The organism is Enterobacter sp. JH25 (assembly GCF_021725435.1).
GTDB lineage: Bacteria > Pseudomonadota > Gammaproteobacteria > Enterobacterales > Enterobacteriaceae > Enterobacter > Enterobacter intestinihominis.
Genome location: NZ_CP091319.1, coordinates 20969 through 37273, shown reverse-complemented (window position 1 = coordinate 37273; position 16305 = coordinate 20969). Strand labels below are relative to the sequence as shown.

Sequence of the window (16305 nt, the reverse complement as noted above, 5' to 3'; positions counted from 1 at the left end):
CAGGAGAGATGCCTGAGACAGCGTCCAGGTGAAACCGGGAAAATTTCTTAGTTTTGCGCGACTCGGCAGCAAAAGGTGAGGCGCGTCACGCTTCGCGCGGTGCCTGCGCGTGCAAAAACGGCAGCAACAGCAGGGCGGAGATGCCCGCCGCGATGGCGATCACCGCGAAGAACCCGCTCCAGTGCCAGATGTCGATCACCCGCGCCAGCGGCCAGCCGGAGAGCGATGCGCCGAGGTAGGCAAACAGCCCGACAAAGCCCGTCGCCGCGCCTGCCGCCTCTTTGTGGGAGCACTCTGCCGCCGCCATGCCGATCAGCATCTGCGGGCCAAAGACGAAAAAACCGATGGTGAAGAAGCACGCCGCCTGCATCACGTAGCTGGCGAACGGCATCAGCCACAGCGAGCCGACGGAGAGCAAAATTCCGGCGGCGAAAATCAGGTTCATCGGCCCGCGGTTGCCGTTGAAGAGCTTGTCCGAGCCCCAGCCCGCCACCAGCGCGCCGATAAACCCGCCCAGTTCAAACATGGTCACCGCCGAGTTGGCGGTCACCAGATCCACACCGAGCGTCTCGGACATGTACAGGTTGCCCCAGTCGTTGATGGCCGCGCGCACCACGTAGACCAGCACGTAGCAGAGCGACAGCAGCCAGATGTAGGGGTTTTTCAGTACGTATTTGGTGAGGATCTGCTGGCGGGACAGCCCGGCCCCCTCCTGCTGCTGGGCGATCTCCATCTCGTCGTGCCGCCAGTCGCCCACCGGTGGAAGGCCGACGGTTTGCGGCCTGTCGCGCAGGCGCCAGCAGAGGAACAGCCCGGCGACAATCGCGAGGCTACCGGCAATCATCATCCCCGCACGCCAGCCGTAGTGCAGCGCGGCAGCCCCCACCACCATCGGGATCAGCGCTCCGCCAACGTTATGCGCGGTATTCCATATCGCCCACCAGCCGCCGCGCTCGTTGCGTGAGTACCAGGCGGTGAGCAGGCGGGCGCAGACCGGCGCGCCCCAGCCCTGGAAAAAGGCGTTCAGCGCCCACAGCAGGGCGAAGGCCCATAGCGACGTCGAGAAGCCAAACAGGATGTTCACCACGCCGGTGGCGATCAGCCCAACGCCCATGAAATAGCGCGCATTGGAGCGGTCGCTGACGATGCCGGAGAAGAACTTCGACAGACCGTAGGTGATGTAAAACAGCGTCGCCAGCAGGCCGATGTCGGTGCGCGCCATCACGCCGCTGGCGAGGATCTCCGGCGCGGCGGCGTTGAAGCTTTTGCGGGTGAAGTAGAACAGCGCGTAGCCGAGCCAGATAGTGACCAGGATATGACGTCGCCAGTAGCGGTAGCGGGCGTCGATTTCCGCTTTGTTGCCTAGCGGGGCGGCGCTGGCGGGGGTTTTAAACATGGTGCGTCCTTAACGGCAAACTGACGCTGACGCGCGTCCCGTGGGTGCAGGAGATCGTCAGCGTGCCGCCCAGCGCCTTCACGCGCTCGCGCATGCCCGCCAGGCCAAAGCCCTGTTGGCCGGATCCCGGCGGCAGGCCGCAGCCGTCGTCTTCAATCACCAGCATCAGGCGCTCGTCCTGCTGCCAGCCCTGGATCGTGACCGCGCTGGCACTGGCGTGTTTGACGATGTTGTTCAGCCCCTCCTGACAGACGCGGAACAGCGTCACGCGCTGACCTTCGCTCAGGGTAGCTTCATTGATGCGCCAGTCGAGATGGCTGACTATCCCGCGGCTTTCCAGCTCCATCTCGCGCATCAGGGAACGCACCGCCTGCTCCAGGGACAGATCGTCAAGCTGGCGCGGGCGCAGCCGCCCTAACAGGCGGCGAACGGAGTCATAGACACCCAGCGAAAGCTGTTCGATATGCGCCCCGCCCTGCTTCACACCCGCGTTTTCTGCCGCCAGGCGCTGGACAATGCCCGCCTGGGTGCGGATGGCGGTGATGGTCTGGCCGATGTCATCGTGCAGCTCGCGGGCAACCTCCTGGCGCACGCTCTCTTCCGTCTCCAGCAGACGCTCCGCCAGACGGCGATTGCGCGCCAGCTCGGCTTGCAGAGACTGGTTCAGCTCGCGCAGGCGCTGGATGCCCGCCCCCAGCAGCAGCCCGGTCAGGCTCTGGGCCAGCAGCGAGAGCAACAGATCTACCGGATGATCGTGCCAGGTCTGGCTGGCGATCAGCGCGATGGCATTCATTAGGGTCGCGATCAGCGCCCCCTGCCAGCCGTAGTGCCAGGCAAGGGCGATGATCGGCAGCGCCAGACAAAACGGCGTGAAGCGTGATAATTCAGCGGGCAGACCAAGCTGCAACCACAGGCTCACCACAAACAGGAGCAGATACCAGATCAGGTGCCGGGCGCGCCAGTTCACCGGCTGGGAGACCAGCGCCGGGCCGAGCGGCTGCCAGACGGTGCTGGTGAGGTAGTGCCAGAAAACCAGGCAGGTCGGTGCCAGCGTCAGGCCGCCGGTGAGGGTCAGCAGCAGGGCGTTGAGCACCTCCTTTTCGCCCACCCACGGCAGGGACTGCAACAGCGCGGCGGCAATCAGCGCCGCCCCCTGACGCAGCAGCGTGCGCCAGTCGCGCTGGTGACGGTAGCGGGAAATCAGGGCGACCGGGATAAGCGTGAGCAGGCTTCCGGTCATCAATAAAGGCAGATGCGCCAGCGCCACTTCCTGCGCCAGCCAGATCAGCATCAGCCACTCTGCACCGAGCAAAACGGGCCAGTATCCGCGCGGGCACTGAAGCATCAGTCCCAGACGCAGGCCAAAGGGGAAAAGCAGCACCGCCAGCTCCGGGCGTTCCACCAGATGCAGGCTGATGCTCCACAGGCAGAACCATGCGGCGGAGAAGATAAAAAAGCTGGCGACGACGGCGATCAGCCGTGAAAAAACGGGGCTCATTGCCAGCTGTCAAACATACGGCGCGCCAGCTCGACATCGTTACTGACGTTGAGTTTTTCCATCAGGTTGGCGCGATGAACATGCACGGTTTTCGGGGACAGATCCAGCTCCGCGGCAATCTCTTTCACCGACATGCCCTGGGCAAGTTTCTCTGCCACCTGACGCTCGCGTCTGGTGAGCGGATCCTGCCGTCCCGCCGCCAGCTTGATGGCGATATCCGGCGTCAGGTAGCAGCCGCCGGTGGAGACGGTGCGCACGGCGGCAATCAGCTCGTCGGGGCTACAGCGTTTAGAGAGGAAGCCGCGCGCGCCCGCGTTGAGCGCCTGCTCGACCAGCGCCGGGCTGTCGTGGACCGAGAGCATAATGGTCGCCATCCCTTTCGGCAGCTGGCTTAACAGCTCCAGCCCGGAGAGATCCGGCATTGAGATGTCGCAGATACAGACCTGCACCCCGCGTCCCGGCAGGCCCGCCAGCGCCTCGCGACCGGAGCCAAACTCGGCCACGACCTGAAAATCCGGTTCGAGGTTTAAAAGCTGGGCAAAGCCGGAGCGGACGATAAGGTGGTCGTCGATAAGGGCGATGGTGGTCATGGTTTGATCCTGATGCGTGAACACGCCGGATGGCGGCGTAAACGCCTTATCCGGCCTACGTGTAACGTCCTTGCAGGCTGGATAAGCGCAGCGCCATCCGGCAAAAGCCTTTTACCTTAAGTGATTTACTCGAAAAACACCGCAATTTTGTTAAACATGGTGGGATCGGACTGGTTGCGTGCCACTTTGGTGACATCTTCCAGCTTGTCGATCTGCGCCATCATCTGCTCCAGACGCTGATCGTCGTTCACCAGTAGCCAAATGCGGCTGTGCTCGCTGCCCTGAATCGGCAGGCACAGAATGCCTTCCACGTTAAACGCCCGTCGGGCAAACAGCCCGCAGACGTGGGTCATGACGCCAGGGTGGTTGCGGACGGTGAGTTCCAGAATGACATTATCACATTGTTTCTGCATGGCTTATTCCCCCACCATCTCAGTATTGGCCGCACCCGGCGGCACCATCGGATACACTTTTTGTTGCGCGTCGATACGCACGTGGATCAGCGCCGGGCCAGGGCGAGAAATCGCATCCTGCAACGCCGCGTGGGCATCTTCTTCGGCGTTCAGATCGCAGGTGTGCAGGCCAAAACCAGCGGCAATCTGCATGAAGTTGATCATCCCCGGATAGGTCGCCGCAAACACGCCCTGCTTATAGAACAGGCTCTGCTGCTGGTGTACCAGGCCCAGCGCCTCGTTGTTCATCAGAATGATTTTGACGTCTAACTGGTTTTCGGCTGCCGTCGCCATCTCCTGAATGTTCATCATCAGGCTGCCGTCACCGGAGAAGCAGATCACCTTACGGTCCGGGTTGGCGAGCGCCGCGCCAACCGCTGCTGGCAGGCCGAAGCCCATGGTGCCAAGGCCGCCGGAGGTCAGCCACTGGCGCGGGCGGTTAAGCGGATACGCCTGGGCGGTCCACATCTGATGCTGGCCGACGTCGGTGGTGATAATCGCGCTGTCATCCACGCAGGCGGCAACGGCGTTGATAAGGCCATAGTGGCTCAGCGGGTCGCCCTCGGTTGGGATAGCGCCCGGGAACTCGCGTTGCAGATCGGCTACCAGCTGGCACCAGTCGGCGCGGTCGTTTGCCTCCGTCTGTGGGATCAGCTGTGCCAGCACCTCGGCCACATCGCCCTGAATCGCCACGTGCGGCTGCTTGATTTTACCCAGCTCGGCGCGGTCGATATCCACGTGAATGATTTTGGCGTTCGGGCAGAACTCCTCGGTTTTGCCGATCGCCCGGTCATCAAAACGCGCCCCCATAACAATCAGCAAATCCGCCTCTTGCAGGATGTAGTTGGTGCTGCGCGCGCCGTGCATGCCCAGCATCCCTAAAGACAATGGGTGCGCTTTTGGCAGCATGCCGAGCGCCATCAGGGTCATGGTGGTAGGCAGGCTGGATTTTTCAGCGAACTGACGAATTTCATCCGCGGCGTTGATCGCCCCGCCCCCCAGATAGAGCACCGGGCGTTTCGCCGCGTTAATCATGGCGGCGGCATCGCGCACGCTCTCAGCGCTGAATTCCGGCGCCGGGGCACGCTCGCCCGGCTCCGGCAGCACGTCGATCTCAATTTCTGCGGTCTGGACATCCTTAGGAATGTCTATCCACACCGGACCCGGGCGGCCAGACTGGGCAATGCGAAACGCATCGCTGATCACCTGAGGCAGCTCGCTGATATCGCGAACTAAATAGTTATGTTTGGTGATGGGGATAGAGATACCGTAGGTATCCACTTCCTGGAACGCATCGGTACCGATCATCGAGGACGGCACCTGGCCGGTAATGCAGATCAGCGGAATGGAGTCGAGGCGCGCATCGGCGATGGCGGTCACCAGGTTAGTGGCGCCCGGCCCGCTACAGGCCATACAGACCGCCGGTTTACCCTGGGTACGCGCCATGCCCTGAGCGATAAAGCCTGCGCCCTGCTCGTGGCGCGCCAGCACGTGGCGGATCTGTGTGCTTTGGCTTAACGCATCATACAGCGGCAGCACGGTCCCACCCGGGATGCCCGCAACGGTGGTGATGCCCTGTCGTTCCAGTAAATGAACAATCAGCTGCGCGCCGGTGAAACGCGTTTTTGTGGATGTTGTGCCCGAACTTGCCATGCTCCAGTCCTTTTCTTCTGAGCCAGCTTTACGCGTCGTAGTTCAGGTTGCAGATGCGTTGGCTGCGTTCCCTCACCCCAGTCACGTACCTATGTACGCTCCTGGGGATTCGCTCACTTGCCGCCTTCCTGCAACCCGAACTACTTAGCGTATCCGGGAGGGGTCCTAAACGAAAAACCCCGCCCGGTTTGCGCCGGCGGGGTTTTGGATTCGTGTGTTGATCCAGTCCCTACGGCGCATTGCCGACGACCACCACCACACGCACGACGACCACTGCGGCAGGTTGCGCAGTTTTTAGTAGGGTCGAAGTGAAGATGGATGAAGTCATTGGGGACCTGTGTTTGGAATCATTGATAGAATTTATACAAACACAGGTTTTCGGATGTGACAATGGAAATATTTTCAACTGCGCAAAAATGCGTCAGGGATCACGTTTTGTTTGTTGGGCGATGACACTCAATAAAGGGTTTTTACTCACTCAATAAATAGCGCAGGTGATACCCCAAATCTGGCCGCCAGCTTTTTAATATGGTTCAGAGTAAGCTGTCTCTGACCATTCAGAACCCGTGAAACCATCGATTTACTACCAATTTCATCCTTAAAATCCGATATCGTCAGATTGTATTGATCCATCAAGGTTCTCAAAACTGCAATTCCGACGGGAACGGACTCCATCTCCTTGCGTAATGCGACTATCTCTGGCCGATTAGCTTCGTAATGGCTAATTCTGGCGCAAACAATATCCAGCAAGGGGCTATTGGGCTCGTTCATAAGGAGATACTCAACCAGCTCAAGCGCATCCTTATAATCTTTCTCGCTCGGCTGTTCACCCAGTAAAGGAACGGCCGCAACAAGGGCATGCGTAGCTTTCATTGCATCAGCGACGATCATCATTTCTTCCCCTTAGTGCGATGTTTCTCCGTAAAACGGTCATATTCCTTATGAGTAAAAACATGGCGCACATAAAACTTTTGGCTTTCAAAGAATATGAGAGCCACTACTCTGAGATTGTTATTTGCAATATCAATAACATAATGCTTATCAAGATACTTGAAGTTATCCAGCGTTGGGAAAAGTTTTCTCAGTGCAGCGGGCGTCGGGCAGTGGCTCTTTTCAATAACTCGTCCTAAAAAGAGAAGCTCTTCTCTGTATTGCGGGAACTGGCTTACCGCATCCAAAATTGCCTTCATTGAGATTAAATGCATCCTGCTTGCCTGCCGCGTCCGTTGCCATTATGGCAACGATAACACCTATTGCCAATAAGTCAACGGAGGATACTATTTTCACTTCGTCAGAAAACAAAAAACCCCGCCTAAGCGAGGTTTTTATCAGGGTTTTGCGGTTGGTTGCCGCAGAACACACTGTGTTACGTCAACACAAAAAGTATACGCGATCGAAGACGAACGCGCAATTCCGGCACGGATTTTGACGTTTTTGAGTATGGATCGCCTTCCAAAATTTGTCCATAAAATACTGTTCATACATACAGTATTTATCTATACTGAGGGTGTTCGCAGTGAGCGAGGGGGCCGCAGTTTACCGGCGCAACGAAGTCCTGGCTGAAACGGGTGGTGCCGTCAGTGCCTTAACCCCTGAAGTGAGCACACTGTGTTACGTCAATCCAGGTGCTGGCCACAGGCGGCGGAAAGGTACGCCAGCATCGTGCTCCTTTTAACCAAAAGGAGACGCGTATGAGCGTCGTGGATATGGTCATACTTGTCCTCAAACTCATTGTTGCTGTATTGCAACTGCTTGATGCTGTCCTGAAATACGTTAAGTGATTCAGGTTCAAGTCGCACCTGAGAGGGGCGGGCAACCGCCCCTCTTTAATAACGAGGGAATGCTATGTCGCGTCTGTTAATTGAGCCTGTTACGCCTGATGAACCGGGCTATATCGCCCTGAAGGCCGAGAGTATCGCGTTAAATTTCAATATGCTGCGCAGGCTGGAAGAGAACTGGCAGCGCGGTGAGAATCGCTTTAACGCGCCGGGTGAAAAGCTGCTGGGGGCGTTTCTTAACGGCAGGCTGGTGGGCGTGTGCGGTCTAAATCGCGATCCATTCAGCCAGCAGCCGCGCGCCGGACGTATTCGTCATCTCTACGTCAGCGAAAAGTGCCGTGGGATGGGGATTGGAAAACAACTTTTGACCGTGGTGATGGCGGATGCCAGCATCTGGTTTGATTTTCTTAATACCCATGCGCCGGAAACCGCGTACGGATTTTATCATCGGGCGGGCTTCAGGCTTGTGTCAGACGAGCCCCGGGTGACGCACCGCCTTTTTTGCGCAGTGTAAGCGGCTGGCAGCCTCGACGGGGGAATGTTACAGTTGGATGACATTTCACCAACCGATCCGCCATGTCCATCACCGTTTTCTGCATTTTACTGTTCGCCGCACTGCTGCATGCCAGCTGGAACGCCATCGTTAAAGCCGGAACGGACAAGCTCTACTCGGCGATCGGGGTCAGCGGTTCAGCCGCGCTTATTGCGCTGATTTTACTCCCCTTCTCGCCCCAGCCGACTGCCGCAAGCTGGCCTTATTTGTTCGTCTCCTGCGCGTTACAGATGGTGTATACGGTACTGGTGGCAAAAACCTATCAGGTCTCCGACATGAGCCAGACCTATCCGCTGATGCGCGGTACCGCCCCGCTGCTGGTGGCGCTGATCAGTGTGCTGGCGCTTGGCGACCACCTCTCCTGGCTTGCCTGGTCCGGTATCGGCGTCATTTGCCTGTCAATTCTGGCGATGGCGATGAATGGCCGCATGCAGTCGCGCAAGGGGATCTGGCTGGCGCTGCTGAACGCCTGTTTTATCGCCGGGTATACCCTGGTGGACGGCACCGGTGTGCGACTCTCGGACACTGCGCTGGGCTACACGCTCTGGACCTTCTTCATGAACGGTTTCAGCCTGCTGAGCTGGGCAATGGTGGCGCGGCGTCGCGAAGCGTCCAGCTACCTGCGCCTGCACTGGAAAAAAGGGCTGCTCGGCGGCGTAGGGACGATGGGATCTTACGGTCTGGCACTCTGGGCGATGACCCAGGCACCGCTGGCTGTGGTCGCCGCACTGCGTGAAACCTCTATTCTCTTCGGCGCATTAATCGCATTTGTGCTTTTAAAAGAGAAGGTTGCCGGCCTGCGCATCGCGGCGGCACTGGGAATTGCTGCCGGTGCGATCCTGCTGCGCCTGGCGTAATTCGCTGGCAACATTAGTTGCCGATCTTGTTTACAAATCCTGCCTTCACGTCTTCCGTCATTCATCACAGTAATGCTTAAATTGTCATCTCTCTGTGGTAGATTCCTCGCGCATTTATGGGAATGCGTAGTCACTTATTCTTTATTTATCTCTTTTGGCAAAAGTATTCAGCGACATGAAAAAGCAACGGAACGTGAACTTATTGTTGATGCTGGTGTTACTGGTGGCCGTCGGGCAGATGGCGCAAACCATCTACATTCCGGCGATTGCCGATATGGCAAAAGATCTGAGCGTCCGCGAAGGTGCAGTCCAGAGCGTGATGGCAGCCTATCTGCTGACCTATGGCGTTTCACAGCTGGTTTATGGTCCCCTGTCCGATCGCGTCGGGCGTCGTCCGGTCATTCTGGTGGGCATGAGCATTTTCATGGTAGCGACGATGATCGCCATTACCACTCACAGCCTGACCGTCCTGATTGCCGCCAGCGCCCTCCAGGGCGTGGGCACCGGCGTTGGCGGGGTCATGGCGCGTACCCTGCCGCGTGATATGTACCAGGGCACCCAGCTTCGCCACGCCAACAGTCTGTTAAATATGGGCATTCTGGTCAGCCCGCTGCTCGCCCCGCTGATTGGGGGTCTGCTGGACACCGTCTGGTCCTGGCGCGCCTGTTACGCCTTCCTGCTGGTGCTGTGCATTATTGTCACCTTCAGCATGGCGCGCTGGATGCCGGAAACACGTCCGCAGGACGCGCCGCGCACGAAGCTCATCGCCAGCTACAAAACGCTGTTCGGTAATGGGTCGTTTACCTGTTATCTGTTGATGCTAATCGGCGGCCTGGCGGGCATTGCGGTGTTTGAAGCCTGTTCCGGCGTGCTGCTGGGCGCTGGTCTTGGCCTGAGCAGCATGGTGGTGAGCATTTTGTTTATTCTGCCGATCCCGGCGGCGTTCTTCGGCGCATGGTTCGCCGGACGTCCGAACAAACGCTTCTCTACGCTGATGTGGCAGTCGGTGATCAGCTGTCTGCTGGCCGGGCTGATGATGTGGATCCCGGGGCTGTTTGACGTGATGTCGGTCTGGACGTTGCTTATCCCGGCAGCGCTGTTCTTCTTTGGCGCGGGCATGCTGTTCCCGCTCGCCACCAGCGGCGCAATGGAGCCGTTCCCGTTCCTCGCGGGCACCGCTGGTGCCCTGGTCGGCGGTTTACAGAATATCGGTTCCGGCGCGCTGGCCTGGCTTTCGGCTATGATGCCGCAGACCGGGCAGGCGAGTTTGGGCCTGCTGATGACCCTGATGGGGCTGCTGATTTTGCTGTGCTGGCTGCCGCTGGCGTCGCGCGTCCCGCATCACGAACAGCCGGTTTAACCGCATGATGGCCCGGCTTCTCGCCGGGCTTTTCACACACGGGCGCAATCATCGCTTGTAATAACGGCTCTGGCGCAGGCCGCCAGGCGCCCTCTTCCCCGTCGTAAAACTGGAAGTCCGCGTTAAGCGCATACGGGATTTTCGCCTTTTGCAGCTCGCAGGCCATAAAGTTAGCGAAGGCCATTTGCGAAGCGGTTGGCGTGAGGTGGTTTGACTCCCCCACGCCCCAGCCCCCGACCCAGCTAACGTGCCCGGTTTTTTGCTGCCAGTGCAGCGCGGCATTGATTCGGTTACGGATAGCCGCTTTCTCAGCCGCGGTTCCGGACGTCCACGGGTATTTGCCGTTCGTTTTCAGCGGACCCCAGGGGAAAATATGCCATTCCGCCAGCAGGTAATTCTGGCTGTGTGCGGGCAGCTTCAGGCTGGATAAATCCTCCGGCGCGGCGCGCAGACGAGGGGCGATAAAAATCATGCGGCTGGCATCAATGGCGTGAATGTCTTTGATCGCTTTCTCATACACCCGGTTGAGCGAAGCAACGTTGTGGTTGAGCTTGTCCGCCGGTTCGTAGATCAGGTCAAACCCCAGCAACGGCGAGCGCTGACCAAAATAGTGCGCCACGGCAATCCACCAGTTGATCACCGCTTTTTCGGTATCCGCTTTCGGATCGTTTTTATATTCATCGGCCTGATAGGCGATGATGGGGATGACGCCGTATTGCTCGCAAGCCTCCACCAGCTTACGCAGGTGAATCAGCCGCGCTTCCGTCGGTTCGCCCGCCACCCGAATACGGACATGATGTATGCCTTTCGCCTGGAAATCACGGACCACCAACGGGTCGAATTCGCGTATACCGCGCTCGGTGCGGGCCCAGTCGACATCCATTCCGACGCCCAACATCTGCGCGTAACGGGCAGCCGTCAGGGGTGGCTCAGCGGCACAGGCCCAGCCGGAAGCGAGCGCTAACACGGTGACAATGAACGGCTTTAACACGACGCCCCTTGCAAATAATCAAATGCTTTACTCTGTATTTAGCATGCTTTTTCACAATTGGTGTAGAGTCAAAACGAACTAAATTCTGAGACAGATTATGAAAACGACTGACCTGATCGGCCTCATTGACCGGTTTCCGCTGCTGGCGGATTTGATTGCCCTGAAAGAGATCACCTGGCTTAATCCGAACACCACGACGCTGGCGGAAGGGTTGCCATATGTCGGGCTGACCAAAGCCGACGTGGACGACGCGCATGCGCGCCTGAAACGCTTCGCGCCGTATCTGGCGAAAGCCTTCCCGGAAACGGCAGCAACGGGCGGGATTATCGAATCCGAACTGGTCGCTATCCCGGCGATGCAAAAGCGGCTGGAGAAAGAGTCCGGCAAGGCCATTCCAGGCACGCTGCTGCTGAAAAAAGACAGCCATCTGCCGATTTCCGGCTCCATTAAAGCGCGCGGCGGTATCTATGAGGTGCTGGCCCATGCGGAAAAACTGGCGCTGGAAGCCGGGTTGCTGAGCGTTGAAGATGACTACAGCATCCTGCTGGAGCCACGCTTTAAAGCCTTCTTCAGCCAGTACAGCATCGCGGTGGGTTCAACCGGCAACCTGGGGATGTCCATTGGCATTATGAGCGCGCGCATCGGCTTTAAGGTCACGGTGCATATGTCCGCCGACGCCCGCGAGTGGAAGAAAGCCAAACTGCGCAGCCACGGCGTGATCGTCGTGGAATATGAGCAGGATTATGGCGTGGCGGTGGAGCAAGGGCGCAAAGCGGCGGAAAGCGATCCAAACTGTTTCTTTATTGACGATGAGAACTCACGCACGCTGTTCCTGGGCTACGCGGTTGCAGGTGAGCGCCTGAAAGCGCAGTTTGCCGCGCAGGGGCGCGCGGTGGATGCTGAACATCCGTTGAATGTCTATCTGCCGTGCGGCGTCGGCGGCGGCCCCGGCGGCGTGGCGTTTGGCCTGAAGCTGGCCTTTGGCGATAACGTCCACTGTTTCTTCGCCGAGCCCACGCACTCCCCGTGCATGCTGCTGGGCGTTTACACCGGGCTGCACGATGAAATCGCCGTGCAGGATCTGGGTATTGATAACGTGACGGCGGCGGACGGTCTGGCGGTAGGTCGCGCGTCTGGCTTCGTGGGCCGCGCGATGGAGCGTCTGCTTGACGGGTTCTATACCCTCTCCGATCAAAGCATGTACGACCTGCTCGGCTGGCTGGCGCAGGAAGAAGGCATTTGTCTGGAGCCGTCGGCGCTGGCGGGGATGGCCGGGGCGGTACGCATAACGGCGAATGCTAACACTACACACCTGGTCTGGGCGACCGGCGGCGGCATGGTGCCGGAAGACGAGATGGCGAAATATTTAGCGAAAGGGAAGTAAATATGCCGGGTGGCGGCTGCGCCTTACCCGGCCTACAGGTGCAAAATTTGTTGAATGTGGGTGACCGCAAACAGCAGTGACAGCGACAGCACGGCCAGGGCGATAAGGAACTTATCCCGCACCGCCTTCGGCTGTACAAAGTCGCTCTGCGCCACGTCCATCAGGTTACGACTGCGGGTGTAGCGCCATAAAATGATGGCTACCAGCGCCAGCACCACAATGGAGATCCAGAATGGCGCCCCCGTGCGGTGCCAGTTGTGCTTAATGGCAAGCGCGATCAACGCACCATACCCAAGCAGCGTGCGCAGCCAGGCCAGCGAGGTTCGCTCCGGCTGAAGCCCGGGGTCCGCTTCCCGCCGCGCTTTGCGGCTATCCGGCATACAGCACCAGTAACATCACTACGCCCGCAACCATCAGCAAAATCGTACTGATGATGATCAAACCGCGCGTGTAGGGGAGATCCTGCTTCAGACGCATCGCCTTTTCATTTCTCAGCCAGCGCAGATAGCCATAAATCGCCAGCACGCCGGCAATCAGGCACAGCAGCAGGGCCAGCACTTCGCGAATCAACGGAGTGGCAAAATCGGGGGCGAGCTGATCAAGGCCGACGCCTGCGGCCAGAAAGCCCAGGGCGGTGCGGATCCACGCTAAGAACGTGCGTTCGTTAGCCAGTGAGAAGCGGTAGTCCGGCGCTTCACCGAGGCGGGAAATGTTCATGAAGGTTCCTTGTCGTGCAGCATGCAGGCTTCAGCATAGCGTAATTCAGCCAGGACAAGGAGACCGGCATCTGGCGATGCCGGTCAGAAAGATTAGTGCAGCTCTGGCCAGTAATCCTTATTAGCTTCAATCAGATCGTCCAGAATCGCCTTCGCCACCGATGCGCTCGGTACGGTTTTCGACAGGGTAATCGCCTGCCAGAGTTTCTGATACGAGCGCTGCTCCCAGGCGTCCACCACCAGTTTTTCCACCGCCACCTGCTGGCTCATGAGCCCTTTCTGGAAGTGCGGAATATCACCCACGGTCAGCGGCTCCGGTCCGTTGTGGCCGACCAGACACGGAATTTCTACCATCGCGTCGGCGTCAAAATTATGGATAGCCCCATTGTTAGGCACAATCAGCAACATGCGTTCCTGGGTATTAAAGGCAATCGCGGTCGCCAGATCGACGATGTACGATGCATGTTCGTCGATTTCCAGTTCACCGGCAGAAGAATGACCGGCTTCGATAATCGCCCGGCATGAACTGAATACATGCTTCTCACGGTGATCCATCACTTCATTGGCGCGGGTACGCTCCGGGTTGGAATGGGCGACCACATAGTCCGGGAACAGGTAATACTTCAGGTAGGTGTTCGGCATGGTGTCCGGATCCAGCGCCTGTACGTCTTTGGCCTTGGCGAAGGTATCGTTCCAGCTCGCTTCAGTATGCGCATCTTCCGAAGGTGGAACATAACCGTTTTTCGCCACGTATTCGCGCAGTTTCGGCATCAGATCGTTTCCGTTCAGATCTTCAATCGACGTCCACCAGCCGAAGTGGTTCAGACCGTAGTAGCGCACGCGCATCTCTTTGCGATCTTTCAGGCCGACGATTTGCGCCATACGGCCTTCAATGCCGATCGGCATGTCGCAGATGTTGAGGATTTTCGCGTTCGGACGCAGGCGGCGCGTGGCTTCCGCGACAATCGCCGCCGGGTTGGAGTAGTTCAGCATCCACGCTTTCGGGGAGTACTGCTCCATATAATCTACCAGCTCAAGCACGCCGCCGATGGAGCGCATGCCGTAGGAGATGCCGCCCGGCCCGCACGTTTCCTGGCCCAGCACGCCGTGGCGCAGCGGGATTTTTTCATCCTTTTCACGCATGGGATATTTGCCAACGCGAATATGCGCCATCACGAAATCCACATCGGTAAAGGCCGCTTCAGGATCGGTGGTGTAACTAAATTCAATCTCCGGCGCCTGCTCCTTAAGGATGATTTTGCACGCCTCCGCGATAACCTCCTGACGTGCTCCGTCATTGTCATAGAACTTCAGCGCACGCAGCGGGAAACGGTCACGGTTGGCTAACAGCATCAGGACGATACCAGGCGTGAATGTACTGCCGCCGCCTGCAATAACAACTGAGAATTTTTTCATGATATAGCCTCTGTCAGAGTGGTTTGTTCGTTTGTTAAAGGGGTTTTCATCAGCGATTCCAGCTGGTCGCGCACCTGAGGAACGTGCAGACCGACAATCACCTGTATGCCGTTGCCGCGCCGCACCACACCGTGTGCGCCCAGGGCTTTGAATACGTCATCGCTTTGGGTTTTCGTCATATCCACCAGGGCGATACGAAGGCGGGTGGCGCAGTTATTGATACTTTCGATATTTGCTGCGCCGCCGAGCGCCTGTAAGAACCCAGCGGCCTGTCCGACCTGCTGGCTGGCTGCTGCCGGGGCGGTGGTTTGCCCACGCGCCGCCTTATAGTCGGCCTTGCTGTAGAGCTTGATTTCGCTCTCTTCCCGGCCCGGCGTTTTCAGATTCAGACGTTCGATAAGCGTCCTGAAGACCACGAAATAGAGAGCGGTGAAGCAGAGGCCGATGCCAATCTGGGTGAATACCGTCGAGGCGTGGTTATGGAACATCGGGATCCAGTTTTGCGGCAGGAACTGGTCCAGCAGACCGCCCCCCATGTTCCCCACCACCCCGAAGGTATACATCACCGTCGCCATCGTTGCGGCCAGCACGGCGTGGATGGCAAACAGCAACGGCGAGATAAACAGGAAGGTGAACTCCAGCGGTTCGGTAATACCCACCAGCACGGCGGTAAGCGTGGCCGGAACCAGCAGCCCCGCAACCTTGACGCGGTTCTCCGGCGACGCGGTGTACCAGATCGCCAGCGCAATCCCGACCGAGCCAAACACTTTCGAATTGCCGTGCAGGGCGAAGCCGCCTTCAGGGAACAGTGTTTTTAGCGGCACAGTGCTCTGGCTGAATTCCTGCAGGTGCTGCGCCCAGTAGACCTGAATGCCGCCCTCTACCGCCGCCGGGCCGAAGATAAACGGACCGTAGACGAAGTGGTGCAATCCGGTTGGGATCAGAATGCGTTCCAGGAAGGTATAGACCCATACGCCGAGCGCACCGGCAGAGCGCAGGAACGCCTGCAGGGACTCAATGCCCATCTGCACTTTCGGCCAGCCCAGCAGCGTCAGCCAGGCGCAGGGGATCATCACGAAAAACGCGAGGATAACGACAAACGAGGTGCCCTGGAAAATCCCCAGGAAGACTGGCAACGGCTTGTCGAAAAATCGGTTGTGGATGGCGGTGACGAGCCCGGAAATGATAATCGCCCCGATGATGCTGGTATCAAGCGTTTTGATTCCGGCAATCATCGCCAGCCCGCTGCCAGCAGTGGGTTCAGCAGAGAAGTCGACGCCAAAGAAGTGACCCCAGGTCATCCCCATCGCGTTGATAAAGTAGTTCCAGGTCAGAAAGCTAATCAGCACCGCCAGACAGGCGCGGCCCTGCGCCTGCTTTGCCAGGCCAATCGGTAAGCCGACAGCAAAAATCAGCGGCATATTGCGGAACACCGCCCAGCCGCCCTCTTCGATGATGTGAACAATCTGCGCGAACAGATGATCGGGGGCCGTTAAAGCTTCGCCGACAAACAGCGGGTTGCGAAGCATGATGGCGATCCCGACCACGATCCCGGCAAAGGGAAACAGTAAAACCGGGGTGAACATGGCGCCGCCAAAACGTTGTATTTGACTGAGCATTTTTAAATCCTCATGAAACAACCTGTAGGGGTAGAGGCCTTT

The 16305-nt window shown here is 58.4% G+C and carries 17 protein-coding genes and 1 pseudogene; 5 read left to right on the top strand and 13 right to left on the bottom strand.

The window, feature by feature from the left end; genetic code table 11:
- Nucleotides 1-85 precede the first annotated feature (85 nt).
- The 8 genes from L2Y28_RS00190 to L2Y28_RS00155 form a co-directional block, all read right to left on the bottom strand.
- Complete coding sequence (locus L2Y28_RS00190; protein ID WP_022646557.1) at nt 86-1396, bottom strand: MFS transporter; 1311 nt, start codon at nt 1394-1396, stop codon at nt 86-88.
- Complete coding sequence (uhpB, locus tag L2Y28_RS00185) at nt 1389-2894, bottom strand: signal transduction histidine-protein kinase/phosphatase UhpB (protein ID WP_022646556.1); 1506 nt, start codon at nt 2892-2894, stop codon at nt 1389-1391. The genes L2Y28_RS00190 and uhpB overlap by 8 nt, the downstream gene beginning before the upstream one ends.
- Entirely contained in the window at nt 2891-3484 is a 594-nt protein-coding gene (uhpA, locus tag L2Y28_RS00180) for a transcriptional regulator UhpA (protein WP_022646555.1), read from the bottom strand. The genes uhpB and uhpA overlap by 4 nt, the downstream gene beginning before the upstream one ends.
- Nucleotides 3485-3609: 125 nt before the next feature.
- A complete protein-coding gene (ilvN, locus tag L2Y28_RS00175; protein ID WP_015570113.1) occupies nt 3610-3897 on the bottom strand; it encodes an acetolactate synthase small subunit in 288 nt (95 codons plus the stop codon).
- A 3-nt stretch (nt 3898-3900) separates the two neighbouring features.
- The gene (ilvB, locus tag L2Y28_RS00170) at nt 3901-5589 is read right to left on the bottom strand and encodes an acetolactate synthase large subunit (protein ID WP_022646554.1); all 1689 of its coding nucleotides are present in this window, start codon (nt 5587-5589) and stop codon (nt 3901-3903) included.
- Nucleotides 5590-5818: 229 nt separating this feature from the next.
- Nucleotides 5819-5917, bottom strand: a complete 99-nt coding sequence (gene ivbL / locus L2Y28_RS00165) for an ilvB operon leader peptide IvbL (RefSeq protein WP_057979964.1) — start codon at nt 5915-5917, stop codon at nt 5819-5821.
- A gap of 146 nt (nt 5918-6063) precedes the next feature.
- Entirely contained in the window at nt 6064-6483 is a 420-nt protein-coding gene (locus tag L2Y28_RS00160) for a type II toxin-antitoxin system HigA family antitoxin (protein WP_022646553.1), read from the bottom strand.
- Entirely contained in the window at nt 6480-6794 is a 315-nt protein-coding gene (locus L2Y28_RS00155; protein ID WP_022646552.1) for a type II toxin-antitoxin system HigB family toxin, read from the bottom strand. Before L2Y28_RS00155 ends, L2Y28_RS00160 begins: the two co-directional genes overlap by 4 nt.
- 486 nt (nt 6795-7280) lie before the next feature.
- Here L2Y28_RS00155 and tisB point away from each other — a divergent pair, with 486 nt between their 5' ends.
- The 4 genes from tisB (at nt 7281) to emrD (ending at nt 10137) form a co-directional block, all read left to right on the top strand.
- Nucleotides 7281-7370: a type I toxin-antitoxin system toxin TisB gene (gene tisB / locus L2Y28_RS00150; protein WP_022646551.1), complete on the top strand. Its 90-nt coding sequence runs from the start codon at nt 7281-7283 to the stop codon at nt 7368-7370.
- Nucleotides 7371-7434: 64 nt separating this feature from the next.
- Entirely contained in the window at nt 7435-7881 is a 447-nt protein-coding gene (locus L2Y28_RS00145) for a GNAT family N-acetyltransferase (protein ID WP_022646550.1), read from the top strand.
- A gap of 62 nt (nt 7882-7943) precedes the next feature.
- Nucleotides 7944-8777 (top strand): DMT family transporter, encoded by an 834-nt coding sequence (locus tag L2Y28_RS00140; protein ID WP_022646549.1) that lies wholly within the window; start codon nt 7944-7946, stop codon nt 8775-8777.
- 175 nt (nt 8778-8952) lie between these two features.
- A complete protein-coding gene (gene emrD / locus L2Y28_RS00135) occupies nt 8953-10137 on the top strand; it encodes a multidrug efflux MFS transporter EmrD (protein WP_022646548.1) in 1185 nt (394 codons plus the stop codon).
- Here the strand turns inward: emrD and L2Y28_RS00130 are convergent.
- Nucleotides 10043-11128, bottom strand: a pseudogene (locus L2Y28_RS00130) (cellulase family glycosylhydrolase); the annotation flags it as partial. The gene emrD and the pseudogene L2Y28_RS00130 sit on opposite strands and share 95 nt — an antisense overlap.
- Before the next feature lie 97 nt (nt 11129-11225).
- Between L2Y28_RS00130 and dsdA the strand changes: the two are divergent.
- On the top strand, nt 11226-12512 hold the full coding sequence (dsdA, locus tag L2Y28_RS00125) for a D-serine ammonia-lyase (RefSeq protein WP_022646546.1): 1287 nt from the start codon (nt 11226-11228) through the stop codon (nt 12510-12512).
- A gap of 32 nt (nt 12513-12544) precedes the next feature.
- On the opposite strand, the gene L2Y28_RS00120 is transcribed toward dsdA, so the two are convergent.
- The 4 genes from L2Y28_RS00120 to L2Y28_RS00105 form a co-directional block, all read right to left on the bottom strand.
- Complete coding sequence (locus L2Y28_RS00120) at nt 12545-12892, bottom strand: DUF202 domain-containing protein (protein ID WP_022646545.1); 348 nt, start codon at nt 12890-12892, stop codon at nt 12545-12547.
- A complete protein-coding gene (locus tag L2Y28_RS00115) occupies nt 12882-13229 on the bottom strand; it encodes a YidH family protein (RefSeq protein ID WP_022646544.1) in 348 nt (115 codons plus the stop codon). Before L2Y28_RS00115 ends, L2Y28_RS00120 begins: the two co-directional genes overlap by 11 nt.
- A gap of 92 nt (nt 13230-13321) precedes the next feature.
- Nucleotides 13322-14644: a 6-phospho-alpha-glucosidase gene (locus L2Y28_RS00110; RefSeq protein WP_022646543.1), complete on the bottom strand. Its 1323-nt coding sequence runs from the start codon at nt 14642-14644 to the stop codon at nt 13322-13324.
- Nucleotides 14641-16263, bottom strand: a complete 1623-nt coding sequence (locus L2Y28_RS00105) for an alpha-glucoside-specific PTS transporter subunit IIBC (RefSeq protein WP_022646542.1) — start codon at nt 16261-16263, stop codon at nt 14641-14643. The genes L2Y28_RS00110 and L2Y28_RS00105 overlap by 4 nt, the downstream gene beginning before the upstream one ends.
- Nucleotides 16264-16305 lie beyond the last annotated feature (42 nt).